Below are 26,168 nucleotides of genomic sequence, written 5' to 3' on the forward strand. Positions count from 1 at the left end.
CGGTCAGCCCGCCTCGGCTGCCTTGAGGCTCTGCACGACGTACTCGACGAGCCGGCCGACGGTGAGTTCGATGATCTCCTCGAACTCCATCCCGGCCAGGAACTCGGCGAAGTTGACCTTCGTGCCGTAGTGCTCCTGGAGCAGCCCGGCCAGGGTCACCAGGTCGATGCTCTCCAGCTCCAGATCGCGGTTGAAGGTCGTCGTCATGGTGATCTCGACGTCGTCGACGCCGTACTCGTCCTCCAGGAGCGCGGTCAGCATGCCGGTGAGGTCGGCGAGGACGGTGTCCTCGGTGGTGGGGGTCATCGGTCGTACTCCTCTTCGTGCGAAGGTCCCGTCGTCCAGGCCACGACATAGGTCCTGTCCGGCAGATGGGGCGGATTGCCGGCCGGTTCGCAGTGCACGGTGTAGGCGCGTTCCAGGCGCCCGGACACCGACAGCCGTGCGTCGGAGGCCACTTGGAAGACGGCGAAGTCGCGCGGCCGTCCGCCGAAGCCGGTGCCCTCCGCCTTGGCGACCGCCTCCTTCGCCGCCCAGAAGCGGGTGAACCACAGCGCCTCCGACTCGCCGGAGGCCGACAACTGGGCGCGCAGCAGCGCGAGTTCCTCCTCGCCGAGCGCGGTGGCGAGGGTCGCGGGCGCGCGCTCGACGACCTCCTCGATGTCGATTCCGGGGCCGGGCCCGGGGACATGCGGCCGGACGATCGCCACGGCCGCCTCGGCGGCATGCGCCAGCGAGACGTCCAGCGGGGGCAGGGCGCGGCCGTGCAGACCGGTGACGTACGGGCGGCCCGTCGCGTCGTTGTGGACCCGGATCTCGGCCGGGAAGACGGGCCCCTCGCCATGGCCCCACAGCCACTGCCGTACCGCGTCCTTCACCGCGATCCGGCCCAGCAGCCACTGCCGGCGACCGCGCGGCGGATGCTCCGCGTACTGCGAACGCTCCACGTCGCTCAGGGAGTTGCGCATGATGAGATCGCGGGAGGCGAGGTCGGGCCAGCGTTCGTGCAGCAGGGTCCGGCCGCCGGGGCGGGCCTCGGAGAGCGTGTTGCGTTCCGGGAAGCGCTCGACCGGCCTGGTCTGCGGGTCGTTGTCGAACCGCCGGTCCTGCCAGCCGGTCAGCTCCGCCCACACCTCGCCGCCGACCGTGAGCCGTACGTCGGCTTCGAGCGCGGAGTCGGTCAGCGAGGTGATCCGCACCAGGCACCCGACTTCCGTGCCCGGGCGCGGATGAGGACCGTAGAAGCGCATCTCGCGCATGCCGACCGGGAAGACGACGGTGCGTTCGGTGCGGGTCGACATGATCCAGTAGCCGAGGATCTGGCCGACGTTGTCGAGCAGGGAGCCCGGGGCGGGCGGGGTGGTGATCACACCGCGCACATGGCGGTCGCCGATCGCGGTGAGTTCGGTGACGCCTTGGAACGCCGGGCCGTGGAACATCCAGCGCTCGTCGTAGAGATGGGACGCCGTGTGGTCGGGGGCGCGCTCGGTGGCCGGGTCCGGGCGGTCGTGGGGAGCGGGCGCGGTGGCGTAGTCCGGGGCCAGTTCGACCACACCGCGCGCGTGCGGGCCGAAGGAGACGGCGAGCCTGCCGGAGGCCTCGGCGACCACCCGCACCGGTACGTCGACGGGCGGTGTCGCGGTCAGCCAGCGGTCGAACCGCGCCTCGTGCACGGCGACCGCCCGCATCCCGGGCACGGCGCGTTCCGCCGCGTCGATGATGTGCTGCACGATCGTGGTGGCCGGGACCACCGGCCAACGGTCCGCCACATCGGGCCAGTCGGGGCGCTGCGGGAAGAAGCAGTGGTCCATGAGATAGGGCATGGACTCGGGGGACACGTGGACCGTGCTCCGCCATTCCCGGGGCGACGCGGCTGCCGGGGGCGGCGCGGGTGACGCGGGCGGCGGGGGCGGCTGCCGGGGCGGCGCGGGTACGGTCGCCACGGTCCCCCGACCGCCCGTGGTGAGGAGCCGGGCGGCCGTGTCGGCGGTCTCCCGCATGAGGGCGCGCAGTTCGGCGGCGGCCGGGAAGCGGTCGGTGAGGGCGTCCAGCGGGGACGCCGCCGCGGGGTGCGGCAGGGGAGCACGCAGCTCCGCCCGGAGTCCGACCAGGGTCGGGGCGTCGAGCGACACCAGTGCGCCGTCCAAGTCCAGCCGCACGGGCGGGCGTTGCCGTCGCGGTGCCGTCCCGGAGCGAGGCGCCGCCGGGTCGACCGGCGCGCCCGCGGCCCACAACGCGACCGCCACGCGCCGGAGTTGGGCCAGCCCCGAGCGGTGCGGCGAGTTCGCCGCGATCACCAGGTGGTCGCGTCCGCCCAGGGTCGCGTCGACGAGGGAACCCAGCTGCCCGGTGCCGACCTGGACGAACGCGCGATGCCCGGCCTCGTACATCGCCTCCACGAGCTGCCGGAAGCGCACCGGCTCCAGCAGATGCCGGACGAACAGCGCGCGGACCGCCGGCTCGTCGGACGGATACGGCGAGGCGGTCGTCCCCGACCACAGGGGGACGGTCGCAGGACGCAGCCGGAAGCGGTTGGCGGCCTCCTCGATCGGCGCGAGGTAGGGCCTCAACATCGGTGTGTGGAAGCCGGACTGGAACGGCAGCACCTGGCTCAGGACACCCTGCGCGCGGAAGGACCGCACGAACGCGTCCACCGCCCGCTCCGGCCCGCACACCATCGACTGGCCCGGCGCGTTGTCGTGCGAGAGGACGATCCCGGCGTCCGGCCACTCGGCGGCCAGCGCGGACACGACGCGCTCGGCGGGAGCGCCGATCGCGCCGAAGGCCAGCCCCGGCACCGTCACCGAGTCGGGGTCGAACGACTCCATGAAGTCGCTCACCTCGTCCGGCGCGTACACCCCGGCGGCCGTCATGGCCGTCCACTCGCCGACACTGTGCCCGGCGACCGCGTCCGGCACCACACCCATCCGGCGCAGCGCCGCGTCCAACAGCCGTCCGACGCCCACCACATCGAAGCCGTGGCGGCCGATGTCCCCCACCTGCGCGGGAGTCGCCGATCTGTTCCCGCGCAGTCCGAAGTGCGCGGCGACGTCCTCGACCCGGGGCGTGAAGTCGCCCTCCAGGCCCGGGAAGACGAACGCCAGCGTGCCGCCGCCCGCGCCCAGCAGCGGGCTCGGCGTGAACCACACATCGCTGCGGCCCTGCCACGCCCGCCCCTTGGCGACCGCGCGCCGGGCGAGCGCGAGCCGCTTGGCGTCCGGGGCGACGATGCCGAGCCGGGAACGGCCGGACGGGGCGTCGGCCGTGGCTGCGGCCAGCAGCGCGGAGTCGTCCGCCTCCAGCAGCGCGGCCAGCGCCTCGGGGCTGTCGGCGGCGAGGGTCAGCACCCGTTCCGGCTCGTCGACGACCGCTCTCGCCGGACGCGGTGCGCGCGTCCCGGGCGCCTCCTCCAGCACGACATGCGCGTTGATGCCGCCGAACCCGAACGCGTTCACCGCCGCCCGCCGCACCGGCTGCGCGGCCGTCGTCTCCCAGGGCGCCGCCTTCTCCAGCGGCCGGAACCGGGTGGCCGCGAGCGCCGGATGCGGGTCGTCGCAGTGCAGGGTCGGCAGCAGCGTCCCGTGGTGCACGGCGAGCGCGGCCTTGACCAGCCCGGCCACCCCGGCGGCCGGCATCGTGTGCCCGATCATCGACTTCACGGAGCCGATGACCGCGTCGCCGTCGGGGCCGAACACCTCGGCCAGCGTGGCGAGTTCGGCCCCGTCACCGGCCGGCGTCGCCGTGCCGTGCGCCTCCAGCAGCCCGAGCGAACCGGGCAGCGCCGGATCCAGCCCGGCCGCCGCCCAGGCCTGCCGTACGGCATGGGCCTGGCCGGACGAGTCCGGGTTGACGAGACTCGCGGCACGGCCGTCGCTGGAGACACCGGTGCCCCGGACCACGGCGTAGATCCGGTCGCCGTCGCGTTCGGCGTCGGCGAGCCGCTTGAGGACGACGACGCCCGTCCCCTCGCCGATCAGGATGCCGTCCGCGTCCCGGTGGAAGGGGCGGATCCGCTGGCTCGGGGAGAGGGCGCGCAGCTGGGAGAACACGCTCCACAGGGTGATGTCGTGGCAGTGGTGGACGCCCCCGGCGAGCATCAGGTCGCAGCGCCCGGCGGCGAGTTCGGCCACCGCCTGGTCCACGGCGATCAGCGAGGACGCGCAGGCCGCGTCCACCGTGTACGCCGGGCCGCGCAGGTCGAGACGGTTGGCGACCCGGGACGCCGCGAGGTTCGGCACCAGGCCGATGACCGACTCGGGACTGTCGGGGCCGAGCCGGTCGGTGAACGCGGTGCGGATCCGGGCGAGTTGACCGGAGTCCAGGTCCGGCAGCAACTCGCCCAGAGTGCGCACGAGTTGGCCCGCCGTACGGACCCGCTGGTCGAGGCGGACCAGACCGGGGGTGAGATAGCCGCCCCGGCCGAGCACCACGCCGACCCGGTGCCGGTCGGGCAGCCGGGACTCGCCGCCCGCGTCGGCGAGGGCGGCGGCGGCCACATGGAGCGCGATGAGCTGGTCGGGCTCGGTGCCGGGCACCGAGTTCGGCATGATCCCGAACCGGGTGACCTCGACCTCGGCCAGCGCGTCGACGAATCCGCCGCGCCGGCAGTACACCTGGTCGGCCACGGCGGGGCCGTCCGCGGAGTCCGGCCGGTAGTAGTCCGCGTCCCAACGCCCCTGCGGCACCTCGCTGATGGCGTCGGTTCCGGCGAGCAGGTTCCGCCAGTACGCGTCGAGGTCGGCGGCGCCGGGCAGCAGCACCGCCATTCCCACGATGGCGACCGGCACTTGACGGTCGGTCATGTCACCAGCCCGAAGCGGTGTAGACGACGGCCCCGGCCGACTCGTCGCCGAAGGCGAGCTCGCGCAGCAGGGCTGCGGTGCCCTCCTCGGGATCGATCAGCGAGATACCGCGCCGCGCGTACTCGCGTCCCAACTCCGGTGTCACCATGCCGAAGTGGCCGCCGGTGGGCGCCCACGGACCCCAGTGCACGGTCAGGGCCCGGTGCCCGGTGCGCGCCGACCAGGCCGCGCCGAGGCCCTCCAGGGCGTCGTTGGCCGCCGCGTAGTCGACCTGCCCGCGGTTGCCGAGCACGGCCGAGATCGAGCCGAACAGCACCGCGAAAGACGGACCGCCCGGCAGTTCCTCCAGCGCCGAGAGCAGCGCCTCGGCGCCGTGCGTCTTCGTGCCGTAGACCCGCTGGAAGGACTCGGCCGTCTTCTCGGCGATCAGCCGGTCCTCGATGACCCCGGCCGCGTAGACGACACCGTCGAGGCGGCCGTGTTCGGCGTGGATCTCCTTGACGGCCTGGAGCGCCGCGTCCGGTTCGCGGACGTCGACGCAGTGGTAGCGGGCCCGGCTGCCCAGGACCGCGAGTTCGTCCAGGGTCGCGGTGATCTCCCGCTGGGCGAGCAGGAGTTCGGCGGCGCGGTTGATCTCGGCCGGTGTGCGTCCGCCCTGTCCGGCGAGGGCCGCGCGCAGTTCGGCCGGGGTGCGGGCACCGGTGGTCGCCGGGTCCTCGGGTCCGGTCGGCGCGGGCGTCCGGCCGAGGAGTTCGAGCCGGCACCGGGAGGCCGCCGCGAGCGCCGCGGCGAACTTCGCGGTGATGCCCCGCGCGCCGCCCACCAGCAGCACCACGGCGTCCCGGTCGAGACCGATGGCGGCGGCCTCGGCGACCCCGTCACCGGCCGGTCCGGCGCCGTTGGTCGCGAGCGCGCCGAGCGGTGTCTCGACCAGCTCAAGTCCGTGCCGCCCGGCGGCCGTTCGCAGCACCACCGGTTCATCGCCGGGCGCCAGGAGTTCGGCGAGCAGCGCGTCGGCGACGGCGGCCGGCGCCGTGTCCGTCACCTCGACGACCCGGGCCACGGTGTCCGGATACTCGCGCGCCACCGTACGGAACAGCCCGCGCAGGCCCGCCGGTCCGCCGTCCGCCCCTTGTACGGCGATGAGTTGGCGCGGCGCCCGGCGCAGCGCGGCCTGGAACACGGGGAACGCGTCGGGCAGTACCGGCGCCGAGGCGGTGAGCGGGGCGAGGTAGAGCACCCCGTCCACTTGGCCGTCCGCGTCGGTGAGGTGGTGCTCGGGATCGACGACCAGGGCCTCGGCACCGTGCGCGGAGAGCCTGGCGGCGACGGTCTCGGCGACCGCTCCGCTCCCGTACAGGACGAAGCGCCGGCCGCCCAGGACGGACGCCGGGTCCGCCGGGTTGTCGACGTCCTGGTGCGTGAGCAGGACCGGCCGCAGCCGCAGTCGCTTGGGTGCCGCGCCGGAGATCGCGTCCTGCGGGGCGCTGTCGGCCGGGGCCGCCTCGGGTGCCGGTGCGGAGTCCGTCAGCCGGGCCGCCAGCCAGCCCGTGACCGAGGCCGCCGTACGGGCCTTCGCCAGGTCCTCCAGTTCCGAGTCGTCCAGCGAGGCGATGTCCGTGCCGCCGCCGACGCCCAGCCGCTGGGCCAACTCACCTGCTATCTCGGCCCGTTTGATGGAGTCGATGCTGAGGTCCGCCTCCAGGTCGAGGTCGGGCTCGATCATGTCGACGGGGTAGCCGGTGCGGTCGCTGATGATCTCCAGCACGACCCGCAGGACGTCTTCCTCGGTGACGGCCTCCGTGACGGCCCCGGGTACCGGTTCCGGCTGTGCGGCGGGCTGCCGGACCACCGGGGCCTCGGCGGCGGGCAGTTGGGGGAGCGCTTCGAGGACGGCGGGCGCCGGAGCGGGAATCCAGGTGCCCTGCGGCACCGCCGCCTGCGTCGCGCCGAAGTACGTCAGCAGCACGTCCCGCTGCGCGGCCACCATCTCCCGGCTGGTGCGCAGGAATTCGGAGATGAGCGCGTCCCTGTTCGCCGCCACGGGGACACCGTCCGGGGAGTTCGTCGTCACAGTCGTCTCCACAACGCGTCGGGCCGGTGCGAGGGCACCGGGGAGAAGGTCTCCGGCGGCGGTGCGGACCAGCTGTCCGTCGACCGTCCAGCCGGGCCGCTTGGGCACGGGGGTCCGGGCCGCGTCGACGGCGTCGCGCCCGTTGAACAGCCATCCGGTGCGCACCGGCACTCCCGCGACGGCGAGTTGGGCCAGCGCGTCGAGCCAGCCGCGCAGCCCGCTGTCCTGCCGGGGCTCGCAGGCGACCGTGCGGTGCGCGCGCTCCCCGAGGATCTGGGCGACCAGCCGGGTCAGCACCGAGCCGGGACCGGCCTCGACGAAGACCCGCGCCCCCGCCTCGTACATCGCCTCGATCTGCGCGACGAAGCCGACCGGTGCGCCGATCTGCGCGGCGAGTTCGGCCCGCACCGCGTCGGCGTCCTCGCCGTAGGGGGCCGCCGTACGGTTGGACCACACGGGGAACTCGGGCGCGCGGACCGGCTGTTGGGCCAGAGCCCGGGCGAACCGCTCGCCCGCGCCCGCCACCAGCGGACTGTGGAAGGCGCAGGCGACCGGGATGCGCTTCGCGCCGAGACCGGCCTCGCGCAGCAGCCGTACCGCCTCCGCCACCGCCTGCGTCGGGCCCGAGATCACCGTCTGGCGGGGCGAGTTGTGGTTGGCGACGACCACCGCGTCGGGCGCGCCCGCCGTCTTCAGGGCCTGCTCGACCTCCTCGGCACCGGCCGCGACGGCGGCCATCGTGCCCGGGTCCTCGGCGCCGGTCGCGTCGAGGATCGCCGCCGCGCGTTCGGCGCTCAGCTCCAGCAGCGCCTCCGGGCCGATCGCGCCGGCCGCGCACAGGGCGACCAGCTCGCCGTAGCTGTGCCCGGCCGCCATGTCGGGCCGTACGCCCGCCTCGGTGAGCAGCGCGTGGGCGGCGAGCCCGGCGACGCCCAGCGCGGGCTGCGCGACCCGGGTGTCGGTCAGGGCGGCCCGCTGGCGGTCGCGGACCGTGTCGTCGAAGGCGGCCGGCGGATACAGCGCGTCGGCGTGGTCGCGGCCGAGGTGCAGATAGTGCTGCACCTCGGGGAAGGCGATGAACACGTCGGCGAGCATCCCGGGCCGCTGACTGCCCTGGCCGGGGAAGAGGAAGGCGACCTTGCCGGTGTCCTGCGGGGGGTCGGCCGCGTGGATTCCGGCGGCCGGATCGTGCTCGCCTTCGAGGGCGCGCCGCAACTGCCCGGCCAGTTCCTCGACATCCGTGGCCACGACGGCCACCCGCACCGGTTCGTGCCGGGCGTCCGAGCGCCGGGACGCGCTCAGGGCCAGGTCGCGCAGCCTCCAGGAGCCCGACTCGGCGAGCTTCAGGATCTCCTCGACGCCCCGGCGCGCCGCGGCCCGGTCCGCTCCGCGGAAGGTGAACAGCTCGGCGGGCCACGCGTCCAGGCCCTGCGCGGGCGGCACGGCGTCGCCGTAGGCCTGGATCACCGTGTGGAAGTTGGTGCCGCCGAAGCCGAACGCGCTGAGTCCCGCGACGCGCCCCTCGGCGGGCGCGGCCCAGGGGCTCGGGCGGGAGTGGAAGACGAACGGGCTGCTGTCCTCCCGCCAGGCCGAGTTGGGCCGCTTCATGTGCAGGGTGGGCGGCTTGACCCCGGTGTACAGGGACAGCACGGTCTTGATGAGACCGGCCAGTCCGGCGGCGCACTTCGTGTGCCCGATCTGCGACTTGACCGAGCCCAGCGCGCAACTGCCCGTCCTGGCACCGGACTCGGTGAACACCTCGCTGAGGATGGAGAGTTCGGTGCGGTCGCCGACGACCGTGCCGGTGCCGTGCGCCTCGACGAGTCCGACCGAGGCGGGGGAGACACCCGCGTTGCGGTACGCCCGCTCCAGCGCGGCCCGCTGCCCCTCCGGCCGGGGCGCCGTCAGGCCCAGTGACCGGCCGTCGCTCGAACTGCCGACGCCCTTGATCACGCCGTAGATCCGGTCGCCGTCCCGCTCCGCGTCCGCGAGCCGCTTGAGGACCACGCAGGCGACCCCCTCGCCGAGCGCGATGCCGTCCGCCGAGTCGTCGAAGGCGCGCGAGCGGCCGGTCGGGGACAGGGCGTGCACGGAGGAGAAGAGGACGTAGTCGTTGATGCCGTTGTGCAGGTCGGCGCCCCCGCACAGCACGATGTCGCTGGTGCCGCCCACGAGTTCCTTGCAGGCGACGTCGACGGCGGCCAGCGAGGACGCGCAGGCCGCGTCGACCGTGAAGTTGGCCCCGCCGAGGTCGAGCCGGTTGGCGATCCGGCCCGAGATCACGTTGGAGAGCATCCCGGGGAAGGAGTCCTCGGTGAGGGTGGGGAGCTGCTCCTCGACGCCCTGCGGTATCCGGCCGTAGTAGGAGGGCAGTACGGCGCGCAGCGTGGTCGCGTTGGAGAGGTCGCTGCCCGCCTCCGCGCCGAACACCACGGAGGTGCGCGACCGGTCGAACTCCCGCCCCCGGTCGCCGTATCCGGCGTCCTCCAGGGAGCGCCGGGCGGCTTCGAGGGCCAGCAGCTGGACCGGTTCGATGCTGCCGAGGGAGGCCGGCGGGATGCCGTAGCGCAGCGGGTCGAAGGGGATGCGGGGCAGGAAGCCGCCCCACTTCGACGGGGTGGCGCCGCTCTTGTCGTCCGCGTAGTGCACGGCCGGGTCCCAGCGGTCGGCCGGGACCTCGCTCACCGCGTCGTGTCCGCCGAGGACGTTCGCCCAGAACGTGGGCAGATCGGGGGCCTGCGGGAACATGCAGGCCATCCCGACGACAGCGATGTCCAGCGGGGCGGGCGGCGCCGGCTCGGCCCGCTCGGCGACTCCCAGGGCGGCGCGGGTGGTGCGCGCGCCGTCGGCCAGGAAGCCGGCGGCCTCCTCGGTCACCGAACGGTGCAGGGCCTCGACGGTGGTGGTCGCCGAACGCAGCACGGCGACCTCACCGGCCATGAACATCCCCTCGGCGAGCTGGCGTCGCTCGTCCACGGCCACCAGCGCTCCGCCGGCGTCCCGCTCCACGCCCTTGCTGGCGATGCGCAGCCGGCCGACGTTGAGCCGCTCAAGGCGCTCCCAGATCTGCCGGTCGGGCACCCCCTCCGCGCGCAACCGGGCCTCGAAATCACGGTAGTTGTCGCTGAAGGCGCTCGGGACGCAGCGGGTCGCGTGGCCGGGCGCGGTCTCCAGGAGCGCGGTGCGGGTGGCCCGTATCACCTGCTCCTGGAAGAGCGGCCGGACCGCCCCGCAGGACACGGCCTCCTCGGTGAACAGGTAGGCGGTGCCCATCAGTACGCCGACGGCCGCGCCGCGTGCGGTGAGCGGTGCGGCGAGCGCGGCCACCATCGCCGCCGAGCGGGCGTCGTGCACACCGCCCGCGAAGAACACCTCGACCTGCTCCGCCGTACCCGCCTCGGCGGTCGCCAGGAAGTCCTCCAGGACGGCGAGTTGGGCCTCCCACAGCGGGAAGCTGGCGCGCGGTCCGACATGCCCGCCGCACTCGGAGCCCTCGAACACGAACCGGCGCACCCCGGCGTCCAGGAACTGCCGCAGCAGCCCCGGCGAGGGCACGTGCAGGAACGTGGCGATCCCGGCCCGCTCCAGCACCTCCGCCTGCGCGGGCCGCCCGCCCGCGATGATCGCGTGCGTGGGGCGCGACTCCCGTACGGCGTCGAGCTGGGCGGTGCGCAGGTCCTCGGGCGCGAAGCCGAGGACGCCGACCCCCCAGGGCCGGCTGCCCACGGTGGCGCGGGTCTCGGCCAGCACCGTCCGCGCCTGCTCGCCGCTCGCCAGCGCCAGCGCGACGAACGGCAGGGCGCCGCCCTCGGCGACCGCCGCCGCGAACTCCGCCTGGTCGCTGACGCGGGTCATCGGGCCCTGGGCGAGCGGGAACCGGGTACCGAGCCGGCCACTCATCGCGGAACCCGCGCGCAGGGCCTCGGCCGCTCCGTCGTCCTGTGCCGACTCCCTTACGGCGGCGGTCAGTTCACGCACGGTCCGGCCCACGTCGCCCCAGCGCTCGGCGAACCGCGCGGCGAGGAAGCCGTCCTGGCCGACCGGCAGCAGCTGGGTGCGCGGGTCGCGGGCGCCGAGCAGTTCGCCGACCCGCTCGGCGGGCACCCGCGGGGCGTCCGGGCCGCGGCGCAGCAGGACCCGGTGACCGCCGAGCACCGTGGTCTCGGAGCCGTCCATCGAGCGCAGCGCCGCTGCCGCCGCCTCCGGCAGCGCCGACTCGGCGAGCAGGGCCAGCTGGCTGTCCAGCACGACCCCGGCCGCGCCGCCGGCCAGCGCGGCGGCGGCCGTGCGCGGGCCGATGCCGCCGCAGGCCCAGACCGGGACCGTCACGGCGGGCTCGGCCAGCAGCCGCTGGAGCAGGACGAAGGTGCTCAACTCGCCTGTCCGGCCGCCGCTTTCGGCACCCCGGGCGATGAGCCCGTGCGCACCGGAGCGGACCGCCGTCAGCGCCTCGTCGAGTTCGGTGACCTCGACGAGGACCTGGTGGCTGCCGGCGACCTCGTCGACCCGCCAGGCGGCGTCCGCGGCGAGCACGACGGTCCCCGGGCCGCCGGCACCAGCCGCCGCGAGGTCCGCCGGGCCGATCCGGCAGTGGGCGCCGACCCGTACTCCGTAGGGGCCGGGGGACCAGCGCCGGATTCGCGCGAGTGCCTCTCTGGATCTTCGGTCGCCAATTCCCAGGTCGAGTATCCCGAGTCCGCCGGCGCGGCTCACGGCCGCCGCGAGTCGGGCATCCGGTTCATGGAACGGGGTGATTCCAATGATCATTGCTTCGGCGCGCGCGGCAGACGTCATGATTCTCCGAATAAACGGTGAAACTGCACGGTGGGGGGTTTCGGCCTGAAGGCGCCGAACGGAGTCGCGAAGACGCAAGATGGCTGGTTGAAAGCTAGCGTCACCGTTACTCGGCGGTCAACAACGGAAAGGTAAGTGTCCCGCTCAGCGGAATGATCCGGCCAGTCCGAGCGGGTCCCCAAACAACCGAAAACCCTGCCAATTTCCTTCAGAGGGCACACCATTCGGACCGCAGTGGCGCAAGCGGTCCAAAAACTCCCGGTATTCATCCGAGGATCATGGTCCCGAAACATGGGCGACTACGGGATGGAATTATGTAAACATTGGGTGTCGATGCCTCCTCGTTCGAGCCGCGCTAGGTTGGCATCCATGAGCACACCCCGGGACCTGCTGATCATCGCCATGGACGTCGCCCCCGACCGCCCCGTCGAATCGGGTGATCTCTCGCTCGCGCTCGCCGGAGCCGAGGTGGTCGACCTCCTCGCCGCCGAGGCCGTCGCGCTGGACGGCGAACTGGTCGTGCCGAACGTCCGAGTACCCCTGCCGGACGCGCTGTTGGACGAGGCCGCGACCGCTCTCGTCCGCGAGACGCCGTACGAGTCGGTCGAGAACTGGCTGTGGCGGCGCGGGCGGGGACTGTCCTCGGCCTATCTCGCCGCGCTGGAGAAGGAGGGCCTGATCGCCCGGCAGCGCGGTCGCTGGATCCCGGTGCCCAGCGGCAGGGCGGCCCTGGTCGACTCCCCGGCCCGCAGCCGGGCGGCGGACCGCTGGGCGACCGGCGAACCCGTCCTCGCCCAGCTCGCCGCGGCCGTCGGTATCCGCGCGGTCTCGGACGAGGACTCCGCGAAGGTCACCGACGAGGCCCTGGACACCGTCCTGGCCACCGTCCACGACGCGGTGACGGAACTGGAGGCCGTCCGCCAGCGCAAGACCGTGGAGGACGCGGCGTACGACAATGTGTGGCGCGGAATGTGACGGAGCATCAGCGAAATGTGACGGCAGGTCAGTGAGATGTGACGGCGCATCAGTTGCCGCCGAGCGGTGCGGCAACTGCCGGACCAGCAGAGCCAGTTGATGGTGCTGAGCCTCAAGTGACGCCACGTCACCCATGGTAGGCACAACGTGTGCGCGGAGCCTAGGTCGCGAACACGGCCTGGGTCCGGACCGGGGTCGTCCCCAACGGAATCGTCACCGTGAAGACGGTCTGTCCGGGCTCCGACGTCAGCTCGACCGTGCCGCCGTGGGCCGCGGCCAGGGAGCGGGCCACCGCGAGGCCCAGCCCGCTGCCGCCGCGGTCGCGGCTGCGGGCCTTGTCGACGCGGTAGAAGCGGTCGAAGACCTGGGCCCGGTCGGCGTCCGGGATGCCGGGGCCCGCGTCGGCGACCCGGACCGACGCCGAGCCCGCGGCGACCGCCACCGTGACCGAGACCTCGGTGCCGGGCGGGGTGTGCACGGCCGCGTTGGTGAGCAGGTTGTCCAGCACCTGCCGGATCCGGACCGGGTCGACGCGCAGCCGCACCGGGGCCGGCGGCACCGTCACCGTCAGCGGCCGGTCCGGATGCCCCGCGCGGAACGCGTCGGCCGCCTGCGCCACCAGCTCCACCAGGTCCGCGTCCTGAAGCCGGATCGGTGTCTCCACGTCCGCCGCGTCCAGACGCGCCAGCAGCAGCAGATCGTCGAGGAGGACGCCCATCCGGGCCGCCTCGGCGCGCAGCCGGGCCAGATGCCTGTCCCGCTCCTCGGGCACGTTCGCCGCCGCGTACTGGAACAGGTCCGCGTAGCCGCGCACCGACATCAGCGGTGTCCGCAGCTCGTGCGAGGCGTCCGCGACGAACCGGCGCAGCCGCTGCTCCGCCTCCGCGCGCACCGCCAAAGAGTCGTCGATGTGCTCCAGCATCGTGTTGAACGCGGTGCGCAGCTCCTCCACCTCCGGGCCGCCGCCCCGCTCGTCCGCCCGCAGCGGCAGCCGGGCCGCCGACTCGGTCAGATCGTGCGAGGCGATGCCGTGCGCGGTGTGCGCCATGTCGCTCAGCGGCTGGAGCCCGCGCCGCAGCAGCCTGCGGCCGAGCACCACCAGCACGAGCAGCGCCAGCCCGAAGGCGACCACCTGGATGATCACCAGCTGCCGTACCGTGTCGTCGATGTCGTCCATCGGCGCGCCGCTGACCAGCACCACACCGGGTTCGACCGCGCAGCCGCGCAGCCGGTACTCGCCCTCGCCCGTGAGGTCGCTGGTGCGCAGCACCTCGGAGCCCTTGGCGATCTGCGCCCGGGCCACGGCGGTCAGGTCGCCGATGTCGGCCGGCAGGTCCGAGCTCTCCTCCGGCGTGCGCAGCACCGGCTTGCCGTCCTTGATGTCGTACACGGCGTAGTACCAGCGGTAGTACTTCTTGCCCTGGAGCGTGCCACTGGCCGCGATCGACTTGGACTGGGCGCCCTGGGCGAGCCCGAGCTGATCGTCGAGCTGGGCCGACAGATAGTCCCGCATGTACGTCGTCAGCGCCGTGCCGACGACGGCGAACACCACCAGTGCCAGCGCCCCCAGCCCCAGCGCGAGCCGCGTGCCCAGCCGCAGCCGCCGCCAGTTCTCCCGCAGCCGCCCGATCACTCGGCGGCCTGCCGGATCACATAGCCGAAGCCGCGCACGGTGTGGATCAGCGGATCGCGCCCCTCGTCCAGCTTCCGGCGCAGCCGGCTGACCACCAGCTCCACCACGTTGGAGCGGCCGCCGAAGCCGTACTCCCACACGTGGTCGAGGATCTGCGCCTTGGTGAGCACGGTCGGCGACTTGCGCATCAGATAGCGCAGCACCTCGTACTCGGTCGGCGTGAGCGTCAGGAGCTGGTCCCCGCGCCGCACCTCCCGGGTGTCCTCGTCCATCGTCAGGTCCGCGACCCGCAGCACCGAGCGCGGGAAGCCGGGCCCGGCGCTGCGCCGCAGCACGGTCCGCAGCCGGGCCATCAGCTCCTCCACCGCGAACGGCTTGACCAGGTAGTCGTCCCCGCCCCGGGTCAGCCCCGCGACCCGGTCGGCGACCGCGTCCCGCGCGGTGAGGAACACCACGGGCACCATCGTCCCGGAGTGCCGCAGCCGGTCCAGCACGCCGAAGCCGTCGAGGCCGGGCAGCATCAGGTCGAGCACCACGATGTCCGGCTGGAACTCGGCGGCGACGGTCAGCGCCTCCTCACCGGAGTACGCGCACGCCGCCTCCCAGCCCTCGTAGCGGGCGACCGTCGCGACGAGGTCGGCGATCGGCGGGTCGTCGTCCACGACGAGGAGTCGAACTTTGTCCACCCGCTCATACTGCGCCACCCACCGATCCACGCCAGACCCGCGGCCCCGCCACACCCACATCGACAACAACTTGAAAGTTGTCCGACAGGAAAACGACAGCGCACCGAGGTCAAGCTCTTCTCCCAGGACCCGATCAAGGAGCTGCTGTCCGTGACGACCGTCCAATCACCCCCTGCGCCCCCCACGGCGATACGCCCCAGGGTGGTGGCCCGCACCGGCCTGTACGCCGTGCTGGCCGCGAACGTCGCCGTGGTGACCGTCTTCTTCGCCCAGGCCGGATTCGCCTCCAACACGCTGATCGTCATCGGCCGCCTCCTCGGCCTCTACGGCGCGCTCGTGATGGCCTTCCAACTGCTGCTGGTGGCCCGCCTGCCCTGGCTCGACCGCCGTATCGGCATGGACCGGATGACCTCCTGGCACCGCTGGACGGGCTTCGCCCTGCTCTGGACGCTGCTCGGGCACCTCGTCTTCATCGCCTTCGGCTACGCGCAGGGCACCGACACCGGCCCGGTCGGCGAGGTCGTCGACCTCGCCGAGACCACCGAGGGCATCCTGCGCGCCCTCGTCGCCTTCGCCCTGATCCTCGTCGTCGGCGCCACCTCCGCCCGCTACGCCCGGCGCCGCCTGGCCTACGAGACCTGGCACTTCATCCACCTGTACACCTATGTCGCGGTGGTCCTCGCCTTCACCCACCAGGTCGCGGTCGGTACGACGTTCACCGCGTCCTCCGCCGCGAAGACGTACTGGTACGCCGTCTGGGGCACCGCCCTCGGCTCGGTCGCCCTGGGCCGCCTGGTCCTGCCGCTGTGGCGCAACCTGCGCCACCAGTTCCGGGTCTCGGCGGTCGTCCCCGAGTCCGACAACGTGGTCTCGATCCACATCACCGGCCGCGACCTCGACCGCCTCCCGGCCCAGGCCGGGCAGTTCTTCCTCTGGCGCTTCCTCACCAAGGACCGCTGGTGGCAGGCCAACCCCTTCTCCCTCTCGGCCGCCCCCGACGGCAACGGCCTGCGCCTCACCGCCAAGACGGCCGGCGACGGCACGGCCGCCCTGCGCCACCTCAAGGTCGGCACCCGCGTCTTCGCCGAGGGCCCCTACGGCGCGTTCACCACCCTGCACCGCCGCAGGACCGAGTCCCTCCTCATCGCGGGCGGCGTCGGCGTCACCCCGATCCGCGCCCTGCTGGAGGACCTGGAGGGCCACGCGGTCGTCGTCTACCGCGTCGCCACCGACCGCGACGCCGTCCTCTACGGCGAACTCGTCGAACTCGCCCACGCCAAGGGCGCCGAACTCCACCTGGTCACCGGCCCGCCCGTCCCCGACAAGCTGGCCCCGCGCGAACTCGCCCGGCTGGTACCGGACATCGCCGACCGGGACGTCTTCCTCTGCGGCCCCCCGCCGATGATGAACGCGGTGCTGCGCACCCTCGGCGACCTGGGCGTGCCCAAGCCGCAGATCCACTTCGAACGCTTCAGCCTGGCGGGATGAGAGACATATCGTGAAGCGAGTCATACCTGTCCTGGTGCTGTCCGTCGCGGGTCTGATCCCCGTGTGGCGCTACGAGCCGTCCGTCGGGACGACGACCACGACGACCACGACCACGACGACGACCGAGGCGGCCTCGACACCGACTCCGACCCCGACGAGCACGTCCTCGTCGTCCTCGTCCTCGGAGTCCTCGTCGTCGGCGTCCGCCACCGAGTCCGCCACGGCCGCCGCGAAGAAGGTCGTGCAGGGCACCGCGATCAACACCGACAAGGGCACCGTCCAGGTGCAGGTGACCTTCGAGGGCGACACGATCAGCGCGGTGAGCATGCTCCAGCAGCCGAACCACCCGCAGACCACGGCCGCCGTCCCGGTGCTCATCGAGGAGACCCTCAAGGCGCAGAGCTCGAAGATCGACACGGTCTCCGGCGCCACGATCACCAGCGACGCCTACGTCCAGTCCCTCCAGGCCGCCATCGACGCCAAGGGCGCCTGACATGAACCGCGTCGAGCACGTGATGGGGTTCCCGGTGTCGTTGCGCGTCGACGACGACGGTTCCCTGCCGGCCGGGACGGGGGACGCGCTGTTCGCCTGGCTGCGCGAGGTCGACGCCCGCTTCAGCCCGTTCCGCCCGGACAGCGAGGTCTGCCGCCACGACCGCGGCGAACTCCGGCCCGCCGACCTCAGCGCGGACCTGACGGAGGTCCTCGACCTCTGCGAGCGGTACCGGATTGCGACCGGCGGCGCCTTCGACGTCCGGCTGCCCGGCCGGCCCCTCGACCCCTGCGCGGTCGTCAAGGGCTGGTCGGTGCAGCGGGCGGCCGAGCTGCTCACCGCCGCCGGCGCCCGCCGTTTCATCCTCAACGCCGGCGGCGACGTGGTCGTCTCCGGCGGCCCCTGGCGGGTCGGCGTGCGCCACCCCGAGCACGCCGACCGGCTGTGCACGGTCCTGGAGCTGACGGAGGGGGCGGTGGCCACCTCCGCCCGCTACGAACGCGGCGACCACATCGTCGACGGGCGCACCGGCCGTCCCGCGACCGGACTGCTCAGCCTCTCCGTCGTCGCCGCGACCCTCACCGAGGCCGACGCCACGGCCACCGCGGCCTTCGCGATGGGCCCGGAGGGCGTCGACTGGGCCGCCGCCCGCCCCGGCTGTGAGGTCTTCGCGGTCGACGCGGAGCGCCGGGTCAGACGTACCCCGGGATTTCCGGTCGCGACGGTGGCGGCCTAGCGCCGGGGCCATGCCACCGGGTGTGCGCCCCCCGCCCCAACGGCCGTGCGCAACAGGCCCGTTCGGGGCGTGTCCCGCTCGGTGCGCTGCTAGCCTGCGGCCAGGTCGTCGGGTGGGCAGCGAAGGAGCCGAGCGGTGGTGCAGCCTTTCGTCCGGTACCGGGACGCCATGCGGACGGCGTGGGGTGACTGGTGGCTGGCATGGCCGTTGCTCCAGCAAGTCGCCGTGGGCGACGTACTGCAACAGGACTCCGGCGGGGCCGTGCGCCCGGCCGGGACCCTCACCGGGCGGCGCATCCCCTACGAGGAGACCACGCCCCGGGCGCGCGGCGAGTTCGTCTTCGACGCCGGCGGCGCGGTGGACGTCCGCTTCAAGGCGTCCGGCACCACTGACCCGCTGTTCTCCGCGCTCGCCGAGGCGGAGGCCGGAGCACTGTTGCGGTTCGGGCGCGAGAACGGCGTGTTCGTCGCCTACCGCGGGCTCACCGAGACCGGCACCCCAGACGCGCGCGCCCTCGCCGCGTCCCTCGTCAGCCGCTACTGGCAGGGGAGTTGGGACCCCGAACTGCTGGCGGTGACCCAGGTCGTCCGCGCGGACACGGCCGCCGTACTGGTGGCCACCGGGGCGGAGGCAGCCGTCGAACTGCGCCTGGCCACTTCCCTGGGCGCGGGCCCCTTGCAGCTCGCCGATCTCGCGGGCGGCGCCGAGGTGGCCCGCAGCCGCCACCTCGGCTTCCAGTGGATCGGCGAGCACGCCACCCCGCTGTTCCGGGTCGTACGGCTGCGGCCCAAGTGGCTCGGCGGGGTGCGCGCGGAGTTCGGGCCCGCGCAGCCCGGACGCGGCCTCGACGGCGAACCGGTGCCCGAAGTGCTGCTGGAGGAGGCCCTCGCCGATCCCTCGGCCGTGCTGGAGACCCCGCCGCAGCCCGCCGGCCCCGAGGACGCGTCCTGACCGCGCCGCTTTCCGAACGGCGGGCGGCGGCCCGGCGGCACGCCGTCGACGGACTGGCCGCGGAACTGCGCCAGTGGGAGGGCGCCGCCAAGGACGGCGGCCCCCTGGAGAAGCACCGCAGCCAGATCGACGCCGTGGCGGCCCTGATCGGCGCGGGCCTGGCCGACGCGCGGGCCCGGCTCGCGGACGGCCGGGGACACGAGGTGCCCGCCCGGATCCTGGACCTGCACCACGTCTGGGACTTCTTCCGCGCCAGACTCCTGCCCCGCCGGGTCCGTGACCTGCGGCGCGTGCTCGACGTCGCCGACGAACTGGCCTGGCAGTGCTACGGCCCCGTCCTCGCCCTGCCCGGGGTCCGCCCCAAGGAACCCCCGCTGGTCGCCTTCTCCCGCACCGCCTCGCCCCGCGCGCACCGCCGGGGCAGCGCCTACCAGGACCTGCTGCCGCGCGGTGGCATCCACACCCGGCAGGGCCGCGAGGCCGCCGCCCGGCTGCCGTTCCCCGTGATCGAGGTGCCCTGGTACTTCGGCGGGCATCTGCCCGCGCTGCTCGGCGTGGCCCACGAGAGCGCCCATCACATCGAGGACGACTGCGGTCTCGGCGCCGAGATCCACCACCGCGTCACCACCGCCGGCCTGCCCCCGGACCGCACCGCCCACTGGTCCCGCTGGGCGGGCGAGGCCTTCGCCGACGTGTGCGCGTCCGTGGTCTGCCGCACGGCCTACGCCGAACTGCTCACGGACCTGCTGGATTCCGAACTCCCCGTGGACGAACAGGACTTCGACGGCCCGCACCCGCCCCCGGCGGCACGCGTGCGGCTGGCCCGCGCGGCGGCCTCGCGGGAGCCGGCGGAAACGGGGGAGGAGGCGGTGGTGGCCGCCGCCCTGCTCGACGGAGGGTACGAGGGGCTGGGCGGTCGCACACTCACCGAACTGCTCACCGCCCCCGACGACGGCGACGTGCCCGCCGGGGCGGAGCGCTTGCTGCGCGGCCTGCCTTCCGGGTGCCGCTCGGCCGGTGCCGTGCTGTCCGCCGCCGCGATCGCCTTCCAGACCGACCCCGAGGGCTACGACACCCACGGCGTCGGCGAACGGGCCGTGGACGAGGTACTGCGACTGCGCGGCACCGGCACCCGTACCGCGACGGTCCGGGCACATCCCCACGACCACGCCGACGCCGGAGCCCTGCTGCTCGCCGCGCTGGACGCCGTACCCGAACGAGGTCCAAGTCGTCCCGTTTCCCCATGAGTTGCGCGGCCGGCCGCTACGCTGGCGAAGGCGTACCGAACGGACGGGGGACGGGTGTGCGGTGGACACCGGCGGTGCTGCACCGGCCGCACGACGGGCGGGTGCAGTGCGTCCTGTGCCCCTTCCGCTGCTCCCTCAAGGACGGTGAGACGGGACGCTGCGGAGTACGCCGCCGCACCGGCGACCGACTGGAGACCGCGACCTTCGCCTCCTCCGTACGGCACTGGGACACCGTCGAGCGCAAACCGCTCTACCACTTCCGCCCCGGCACCCCCTGCCTCACGCTCGCCGCGCCCGGCTGCACCTTCGCCTGCGACTACTGCATCAACCACCGCATGTCCCAGTACGGTCGCGAGGACTCGGTGCCCTGGGACGCCGAGCCCGTCGACCCCGCCGAGGTCGTCGCCGAGGCCGCCGCCCGCGCCGGCTGCGTGGCGATCTCGTACACCGAGCCGTCCCTCGCCCTCGAACTCACCGTCGCCCTGGCCGAGTCGGGCGCACCCCACGGCGTCGACGTCGTCTGGAAGAGCAACGGCTTCCTCACCCCGGAGGCCGTGGCGCTCGCCGCCCGCCATGTCGTCGCCGTCAACGTCGACCTCAAGACGCTCGACGAGCGCGACCACCGCGAACTCACCGGCGCCCGCCCCGGTCCCGTGCTGGAGGCGCTCACCGGGCTGCGCGAACAGGGCGTGTGGGTCGAGGTGTCGACACCGCTGATCCCCGGGATCGCCGCGTCCCCCGAGCAGTTGCGGCCCGTCGCCCGCGCGCTGGCCGCGCTCGACCCCGGGATCCCCTGGCATCTGGTCCGGGCCACCCCCGCCCACCACCGCACCGGCCACGCCCCGACCTCGGTGGCCGCACTCGAGGCCGGGGTCCGCACCGCGCGCGAGGAGGGGTTGCGCCATGTGTACGTGGAGCGGGCGCTCGGCGCCGAGGGGCGGGCCACCGCCTGCCCCGGGTGCCGCAGCACCGTGGTGGAACGGGACATCTGGGCGCTCGGCACGAACACGCTCGCCTCAGGACGGTGCCCGCACTGCGGCACCCCCGTGGAAGGAAGATGGTGACCCGGATGACCGCCGAGTACCGCATGGTCGAGCACATCCCCGACCTCATCCAGCCCGAGGAGTACGACGACCACCCCGACGGTCGCCTGGTGCGGATCAGCATCCGCGCCGACGCGGAGGGCGTCCAGGTCACCGGTGACGCCTTCCGGCCCGAACTGCTCGAAGCGCTCCTGGAGGCGCTGGGGCCGGACGTGATCGAGCAGATGCTCTGCGGCTGACCGGATGACCGGCCGGTTTCCGGCAGTTCGCCGTCAGTCCTCCAGGAGCAGTGCCGTGAGCGCCGCCCGCAGTTCCTCCGGGGCCGGGTCCGGCGGCAGGACGTGGCGGTGCGGGGCCGTATCGCGCCAGGGCAGCCGCGGGTAGTGGACGCGCAGTTCGCGCAGGCCCGGGAGCGGGACCGCGCGCAGATAGGGGTGCGTGAGCAGGACCGTCCGGGGCGGCCCGGCCATGTCCGCGGTCAGCCGACCCGCCATCACCTCGGCCTCGCGGAACGCCGTCGCCACGTCACCGGCCCGCAGCGGTCCGGTGGCCCACACCTGGACCAGGTCCTCCGGGCCCTGGAGCAGCCGCGCCCGCCACGGCTCGCCGAGCGGGACCAGCGCGCACGGGCGTTGCAGCCGCAGCGAGGCGGTGGCCAGCAGATGGGCGGCGAGCCGGAGCACCGAACCGACCTTGCCGTGGGTCGCGGGGGTGTCGTCGAGCAGCAGGACCACGCCGTGCGGATCGCGGGGCAGGCGCCCGCTGCTGGTCCGGTAGAGGAGTTCGTCGCGGGCGTGCCGGGCCCGCAACAGCTCGGTGGGCAGGGCCAGTTGGGTGGGCAGCAGCCGGTTGGCCGCGCCGTGCCTGGCCAGCCCCGACCGGCCGGTCCCGCCCAGGCCGCCGACCGCGAGCCCGATGTCGCCGTCCAGCAACCGCAGCCCCAGCAGGGCGCGTTGGGCGGGACCCGGCGGGGTGAGGGTCAGCCGCAGCCGGCGCGTCCGGGCGGGCAGCGAGGGATCGGCGGCCACCGCCTCCGGGCCCAGGATGCGCAGCAGGGCGAGGAGCCGGTCGTCCACCGTGCCCAGCGCGGCGGTGAGTTCGGTCAACGGGGGAGCCGTGTGCCGGGCCCGCACCGAGGGGCCGACGAGGACCCGGGCCAGCGCCCGGGAGAGGTCGCCGGTGGTCACCTCGGGCGGCGCCAGATACGCCGGAGTCGACGTGAGGTCCGCGACGAGCAGCAGCACCAGACCCGCCGACGCGGGCCCCGGCCAGCCCAGTTCGCGCAGGGCGTGCAGACCGCGGTGGTCGGCGAGCGCGCGCAGCCGGGGCGGGGTGGTGCCGCGCAGCAGCGCCAGCAGATCGCCGAGCAGGTCCAGCGGTACGCCGAAACCGCCGGCCGCGGCGACCGCGGCGATCCGCAGCAGCTCCTCCTGGCCGCTCGGCAGCGCCCCCTTTGCCGGCTGCGGGCGGCCGGCGAACAGGTCCCAGAGGACGGCCGCGCCCGAGTTGTAGGTGCTGGCCAGCCGGTCGTCCACCGGGGACCAGCGCAGTGTCCACAGATGCCCGCCGACCCCGTCCGGCGGCAGCAGCGCCCTGATCCGGCGCGGCTCCCGCGCGTCCCACACCTCGGCCACCGACGCCTGGTCGGCGGACGGGAAGGCGAGCAGCCGCGAGTCCGCGCACCAGGACAGCGCGGGCGCCCAGTCCCGGCCGCCCGCCTGCCCGAAGGACCGCAGCCGGCGCCAGGACGCGGTGTCCCAGATCACCACCGGGCCGCCCGAACTGCCCGCCGTGGCGGCCAGCATCGTGCCGTCCGGGGACCAGGCGACCCGGCAGACCATGGCCTGCGGGTCCGGCCAGTCCAGCACCTGGCGGCGCTGCCAGCGCCCGGTGGGTCCCGGCCCCCACACCAGCACCCGGCCCCGGGTGCCGGCCGCCAGCAGTCCGCCGTCCGGCGACCAGGCGGGACGCCGTACCCCCTGCTCGGCGGGCAGCCGCTGCGGTCCGCCCGCGGTCGGCTCCAGGTCGTGGAGCAGCAGGTGGGAGGGGTTCTCGCCGGGCTCGGGGACCGCCCAGCGCAGGGGGCGCACCGGGTCGGCGGCCGGGGCCTGGCCGCCGGGGCGTTCGGCGACGACCGCGCCGGTGCGCGGGTCCACCAGCCGGTTGAGGCCCGTGTCCTGGTGCGCGGCCAGCACCAGCAGGGGTTCGGGTCCGGCCAGGCAGACGGCGTCGTACCAGCCGTGCGGGGAACTCGGCACCGGCTGTTCGCGGGCCGGTGCGGACGGGTCGGCGCCGTGTTCGAGGATCCGGCCGGGGCCCGACTCGCACCAGTGGCCGGTGCCGTCCGGCGACCAGGCGAAGGCCGGGGCCACGCATCCGGTGCCCGCGTCGGGGACCCGTACCGCGCGCAGCACGCCCTGCGGCCGGTCCGAGGAGCGGGTGTAGACCTTGCCCACGGTGATGCCCATGGCGTTGGCCCAGCGGCGCAGCGCGGCCGGATCGCGGCGCCGGTGCGGGCGGGGCACCGCGCCGGGCGGTTCCCACACCGCGACCGAGTGGGCGTCCAGCCGGGCGGCGATCAGCCCGCTGACCGACAGGCTGAGTTCGCCCGGCCCGGTCACCCGGCCCGGCAGCTGTCCCAGCACGTCCAGCCGCGGTCCGAAGATCCGTACACCGGCCGCCGTGGAACCGCCGATCAGCAGCGAGCCGTCGTGGCTGAACGCGAGGGCGTTCATCCGGTGCGGCTCGAACTGCCGTGTCGACTCCCGCCCCGAGGCCGGATCCAGGAGGCGGATGCCGCCGTAGTCCTCCACGGCGACCGTACGGCCCTCCGGCGCGCAGGCCACCCGGCGCAGTCCGTCGAAGAAGCCGCCGAGGGTGCCCATCATGGTGCGGCCCTGCGGTTCCCACAGTTGCGCGGAGGTGGAGGTGGCCACGCACAGGACGTCCGGCGAGCCCGGGATCCAGCACACCTCCACCACCGGGTCGACCCCGCGCAGCTCCGTCACGGAGGCGCTCGTCCGGTCCACCAGCAGCACGTTGCCCGAGCGCAGCCCGGCGGCCAGCAGCCGCGCGTCCGGGGACAGCGCCACCGCGGTCACCTCGCCCTCGGCGTGCAACTCGGCCGGGAGGTCCAGGAGTTCACCGGTGTCGGCGTCGACCAGGACCGCCCGCCCGGCGACCAGCAGCAGCAGCCGGTCGCCGTCCGGGCTCCACACCGCCGCGTCGGTCCCGGCGGGCGGTGGCGCGGCCGGCGCGGGGCCCGGCCAGGGCAGCCGCCACACGGGGCGCCCCTCGTCGTCGTGGCGGACGATCTCACCGCCGTGCACGACGACCAGCCCGGTGCCGTCCGGCGACAGGCACAGACAGCGCAGGTCCTCGGCGGGCACGGTCAGGATCTGCTGGGCGTGCCAGGCACCGACCGGGGGCGTGCTCACGCCGACCCGCCGAGTTCGGCCGCGGCCCGCTCGTACATCCGCGCCGCCCGCTGGAAGTGCCCCGCCTGCTCCAGGAGTTCGGCCGCCTTGCGGTACTCGCCGCGCAGCGAGTGCTCCATGGCCGCCTGGTTGAGACCGCGCCGTTCCGTCTCCAGGGTGCGGGACGCGGTGGCCGCGGCCGGTTCCGGTTCCGGCACCAGGGCGGCCACCCGGCCCAGCAACTCCCGGGCGGGCGCTGACAGTCCGGCCGCGAACGCGGGCGCCTCGGGCACCCACAGCTGCCAGGCCGGCCGGGCGTCCGCCAGGCGCAGCTCCCAGGCGCCGTCCCGGCACAGCACCTTGACCGTGTCGGGGCCGAGGCCGAGGACCTCCTCGCGGGCCGGGTCCGGCAGCGGCGGGCTCAGGACACAGCCGCTCTCCAGATACAGCCCGCCGGGACCGGTCTGGTGGACCGGCACCCCGAACGGCAGGGCCTGGAGCAGACCGGGCGGCTCGGTCACCAGATGCCGGCCGGGGCCGAACACCACCACGGCCGTCTCGTGCAGCGGACGGCAGCGCAGGAACCGGCGCAGGCCGTCGAGTTCGGCGTCCGAGACCAGTACCGCGTCCACCCGGTGCGGCGCCCGGGGGCTGGCCACCACCCGCACCACGAGCGGCGGGCCCAGCGGCGGCACCGGCACCGGAGTGCCGGCCGGAGTCCGGACGGTCGGCGCCGCGCCCGCGTCCAGCAGCGCGCCCGCGGCGGGCTTGCCCAGCGGACGCCAGGACCAGGGGCCGGTCGGCGCGCACTCCACCACGAGATGCCGGTCACCCGACAACTCGTCCAGCAACAGGGCGTCCGGCAAAGGGAGTTGGAGGCGCAGGTCGATCACGGTCCGGCAGTCCGGATCGGTCGGCCGGCCCGCGACCGTCCCCGGCAGCCGCCCGCACGCCGCCACCAGACCGGCGGGCACGCCCCCCTCGGCGGCCCGCAGCCGCAGTAGCAGCCACCCGGTGTCGGACCGCCCGTCCGGGTCCAGCCGCTCCACCGGTGTGAACGTGGTGGGCACCCCGGTCGCCAGACACCGCCGCAGCAGCCAGCGCGCCAGCGCCCCCGGCGCCAGTACGGCGATCTCCCGCAACCCGGGCGGCGGCGCCCCGGTCGGACTGTGCGCGGCCAGCTCGGCGAGCGGCACCGGCTCCCACGCGACGACGTCGTCGATCCGGCCCACGGGACGCACCCCGCGCTCCAGGTCGGGCAGCGCGCCCCGGGACCGCGCGCCGTGCCCCCGCCCGTGCTCCTCCGGCGGCTCGTAGGACCGCGGGAGGCGCCTCCGCGGCGGCGCCGCCTCGGGCTCGCGGGCCGTGCCCAGCGGCCACAACAGGCCGTCCGCGTCGGGCTGGTGGACCGTACCGCCGTAGCCGGGCACCAGCTCGACGCCCGGCTGCTGGGCGGCGCCGAGCAGCGCCCAGACCGCACCGTCGTGCGGGGATCTGCGCAGCGCGGGCACACCGAGTTCGGCGGTGGCCGCGACATGGCCGAGCGCGGCCCGCGCGGACGGGAAGCGGACCACGGCCGACCACGCGGACGGCACCGGTCCCGGGCCCGGCTCGTACGGCGGCGGTTCGGCAGCGGGCTCCTCGCGGCCGTGCGGAGGCAGCGGTACGGCCTCGAAACGTGGCCGCGGCGGCTCTGCGGGGCCGGGCGGAAAGGGCGGTGGGGCGGGTACCGCGGACGGGAAGATCCTTCTCCTGCGCCGCCCCCATGGACTGCTCATGTTGTCCCCCGATGAGTGGATCCGACTGCAAGGGCTGCGAGGCGTGGTGCCG

At 74.5% G+C, this 26,168-nt stretch carries 15 protein-coding genes; 8 read left to right on the forward strand and 7 right to left on the reverse strand.

The window, feature by feature from the left end; translation table 11 throughout:
- Positions 1–3 precede the first annotated feature (3 nt).
- Genes ACIQPR_RS13620 through ACIQPR_RS13630 form a run of 3 tightly spaced genes read right to left on the reverse strand, consistent with a single transcriptional unit; the run spans position 4 to position 11,670 of the window.
- Positions 4–306 (reverse strand): acyl carrier protein, encoded by a 303-nt coding sequence (locus ACIQPR_RS13620; protein WP_403646599.1) that lies wholly within the window; start codon positions 304–306, stop codon positions 4–6.
- Positions 303–4,802, reverse strand: a complete 4,500-nt coding sequence (locus ACIQPR_RS13625; protein WP_403646602.1) for a beta-ketoacyl synthase N-terminal-like domain-containing protein — start codon at positions 4,800–4,802, stop codon at positions 303–305. Before ACIQPR_RS13625 ends, ACIQPR_RS13620 begins: the two co-directional genes overlap by 4 nt.
- Before the next feature lies 1 nt (position 4,803).
- On the reverse strand, positions 4,804–11,670 hold the full coding sequence (locus ACIQPR_RS13630) for an SDR family oxidoreductase (RefSeq protein ID WP_403646605.1): 6,867 nt from the start codon (positions 11,668–11,670) through the stop codon (positions 4,804–4,806).
- A 369-nt stretch (positions 11,671–12,039) separates the two neighbouring features.
- Here ACIQPR_RS13630 and ACIQPR_RS13635 point away from each other — a divergent pair, with 369 nt between their 5' ends.
- Positions 12,040–12,645, forward strand: coding sequence for a GPP34 family phosphoprotein (locus ACIQPR_RS13635; protein ID WP_403646608.1), 606 nt, complete (start codon positions 12,040–12,042; stop codon positions 12,643–12,645).
- 160 nt (positions 12,646–12,805) lie between these two features.
- Here ACIQPR_RS13635 and ACIQPR_RS13640 read toward each other — a convergent pair whose 3' ends face one another.
- Entirely contained in the window at positions 12,806–14,278 is a 1,473-nt protein-coding gene (locus ACIQPR_RS13640; protein WP_403646610.1) for a sensor histidine kinase, read from the reverse strand.
- A complete protein-coding gene (locus tag ACIQPR_RS13645) occupies positions 14,275–14,964 on the reverse strand; it encodes a response regulator transcription factor (protein WP_403646613.1) in 690 nt (229 codons plus the stop codon). The genes ACIQPR_RS13640 and ACIQPR_RS13645 overlap by 4 nt, the downstream gene beginning before the upstream one ends.
- 150 nt (positions 14,965–15,114) lie before the next feature.
- On the opposite strand from ACIQPR_RS13645, the gene ACIQPR_RS13650 reads away from it, so the two are divergent.
- The 7 genes from ACIQPR_RS13650 (at position 15,115) to ACIQPR_RS13680 (ending at position 21,161) form a co-directional block, all read left to right on the forward strand.
- The gene (locus ACIQPR_RS13650; protein ID WP_403646616.1) at positions 15,115–16,452 is read left to right on the forward strand and encodes a ferric reductase-like transmembrane domain-containing protein; all 1,338 of its coding nucleotides are present in this window, start codon (positions 15,115–15,117) and stop codon (positions 16,450–16,452) included.
- Between the two features lie 10 nt (positions 16,453–16,462).
- Positions 16,463–16,945: an FMN-binding protein gene (locus ACIQPR_RS13655; protein ID WP_403646618.1), complete on the forward strand. Its 483-nt coding sequence runs from the start codon at positions 16,463–16,465 to the stop codon at positions 16,943–16,945.
- A gap of 1 nt (position 16,946) precedes the next feature.
- Positions 16,947–17,681, forward strand: a complete 735-nt coding sequence (locus ACIQPR_RS13660) for an FAD:protein FMN transferase (protein ID WP_403646620.1) — start codon at positions 16,947–16,949, stop codon at positions 17,679–17,681.
- A gap of 135 nt (positions 17,682–17,816) precedes the next feature.
- Positions 17,817–18,632 carry a hypothetical protein gene (locus ACIQPR_RS13665; RefSeq protein WP_403646623.1) on the forward strand — a complete coding sequence of 272 codons (816 nt, stop codon included), beginning with the start codon at positions 17,817–17,819 and terminating at the stop codon, positions 18,630–18,632.
- Between the two features lie 134 nt (positions 18,633–18,766).
- The gene (locus ACIQPR_RS13670; RefSeq protein WP_403646625.1) at positions 18,767–19,879 is read left to right on the forward strand and encodes a hypothetical protein; all 1,113 of its coding nucleotides are present in this window, start codon (positions 18,767–18,769) and stop codon (positions 19,877–19,879) included.
- 56 nt (positions 19,880–19,935) lie between these two features.
- The gene (gene amrS / locus ACIQPR_RS13675) at positions 19,936–20,943 is read left to right on the forward strand and encodes an AmmeMemoRadiSam system radical SAM enzyme (protein WP_403646628.1); all 1,008 of its coding nucleotides are present in this window, start codon (positions 19,936–19,938) and stop codon (positions 20,941–20,943) included.
- 5 nt (positions 20,944–20,948) lie between these two features.
- Positions 20,949–21,161, forward strand: coding sequence for a radical SAM-modified peptide, FtsH ternary system-associated (locus ACIQPR_RS13680; protein WP_403647896.1), 213 nt, complete (start codon positions 20,949–20,951; stop codon positions 21,159–21,161).
- Between the two features lie 33 nt (positions 21,162–21,194).
- Here the strand turns inward: ACIQPR_RS13680 and ACIQPR_RS13685 are convergent, their stop codons facing one another.
- Together ACIQPR_RS13685 and ACIQPR_RS13690 are read right to left on the reverse strand one after the other, a co-directional pair.
- Entirely contained in the window at positions 21,195–24,359 is a 3,165-nt protein-coding gene (locus ACIQPR_RS13685; RefSeq protein ID WP_403646630.1) for a hypothetical protein, read from the reverse strand.
- The gene (locus ACIQPR_RS13690; protein ID WP_403646632.1) at positions 24,356–26,116 is read right to left on the reverse strand and encodes a hypothetical protein; all 1,761 of its coding nucleotides are present in this window, start codon (positions 26,114–26,116) and stop codon (positions 24,356–24,358) included. The genes ACIQPR_RS13685 and ACIQPR_RS13690 overlap by 4 nt, the downstream gene beginning before the upstream one ends.
- Positions 26,117–26,168 lie beyond the last annotated feature (52 nt).

Source organism: Streptomyces sp. NPDC091280 (assembly GCF_044768565.1).
In the GTDB taxonomy this organism is placed as follows: domain Bacteria; phylum Actinomycetota; class Actinomycetes; order Streptomycetales; family Streptomycetaceae; genus Streptomyces.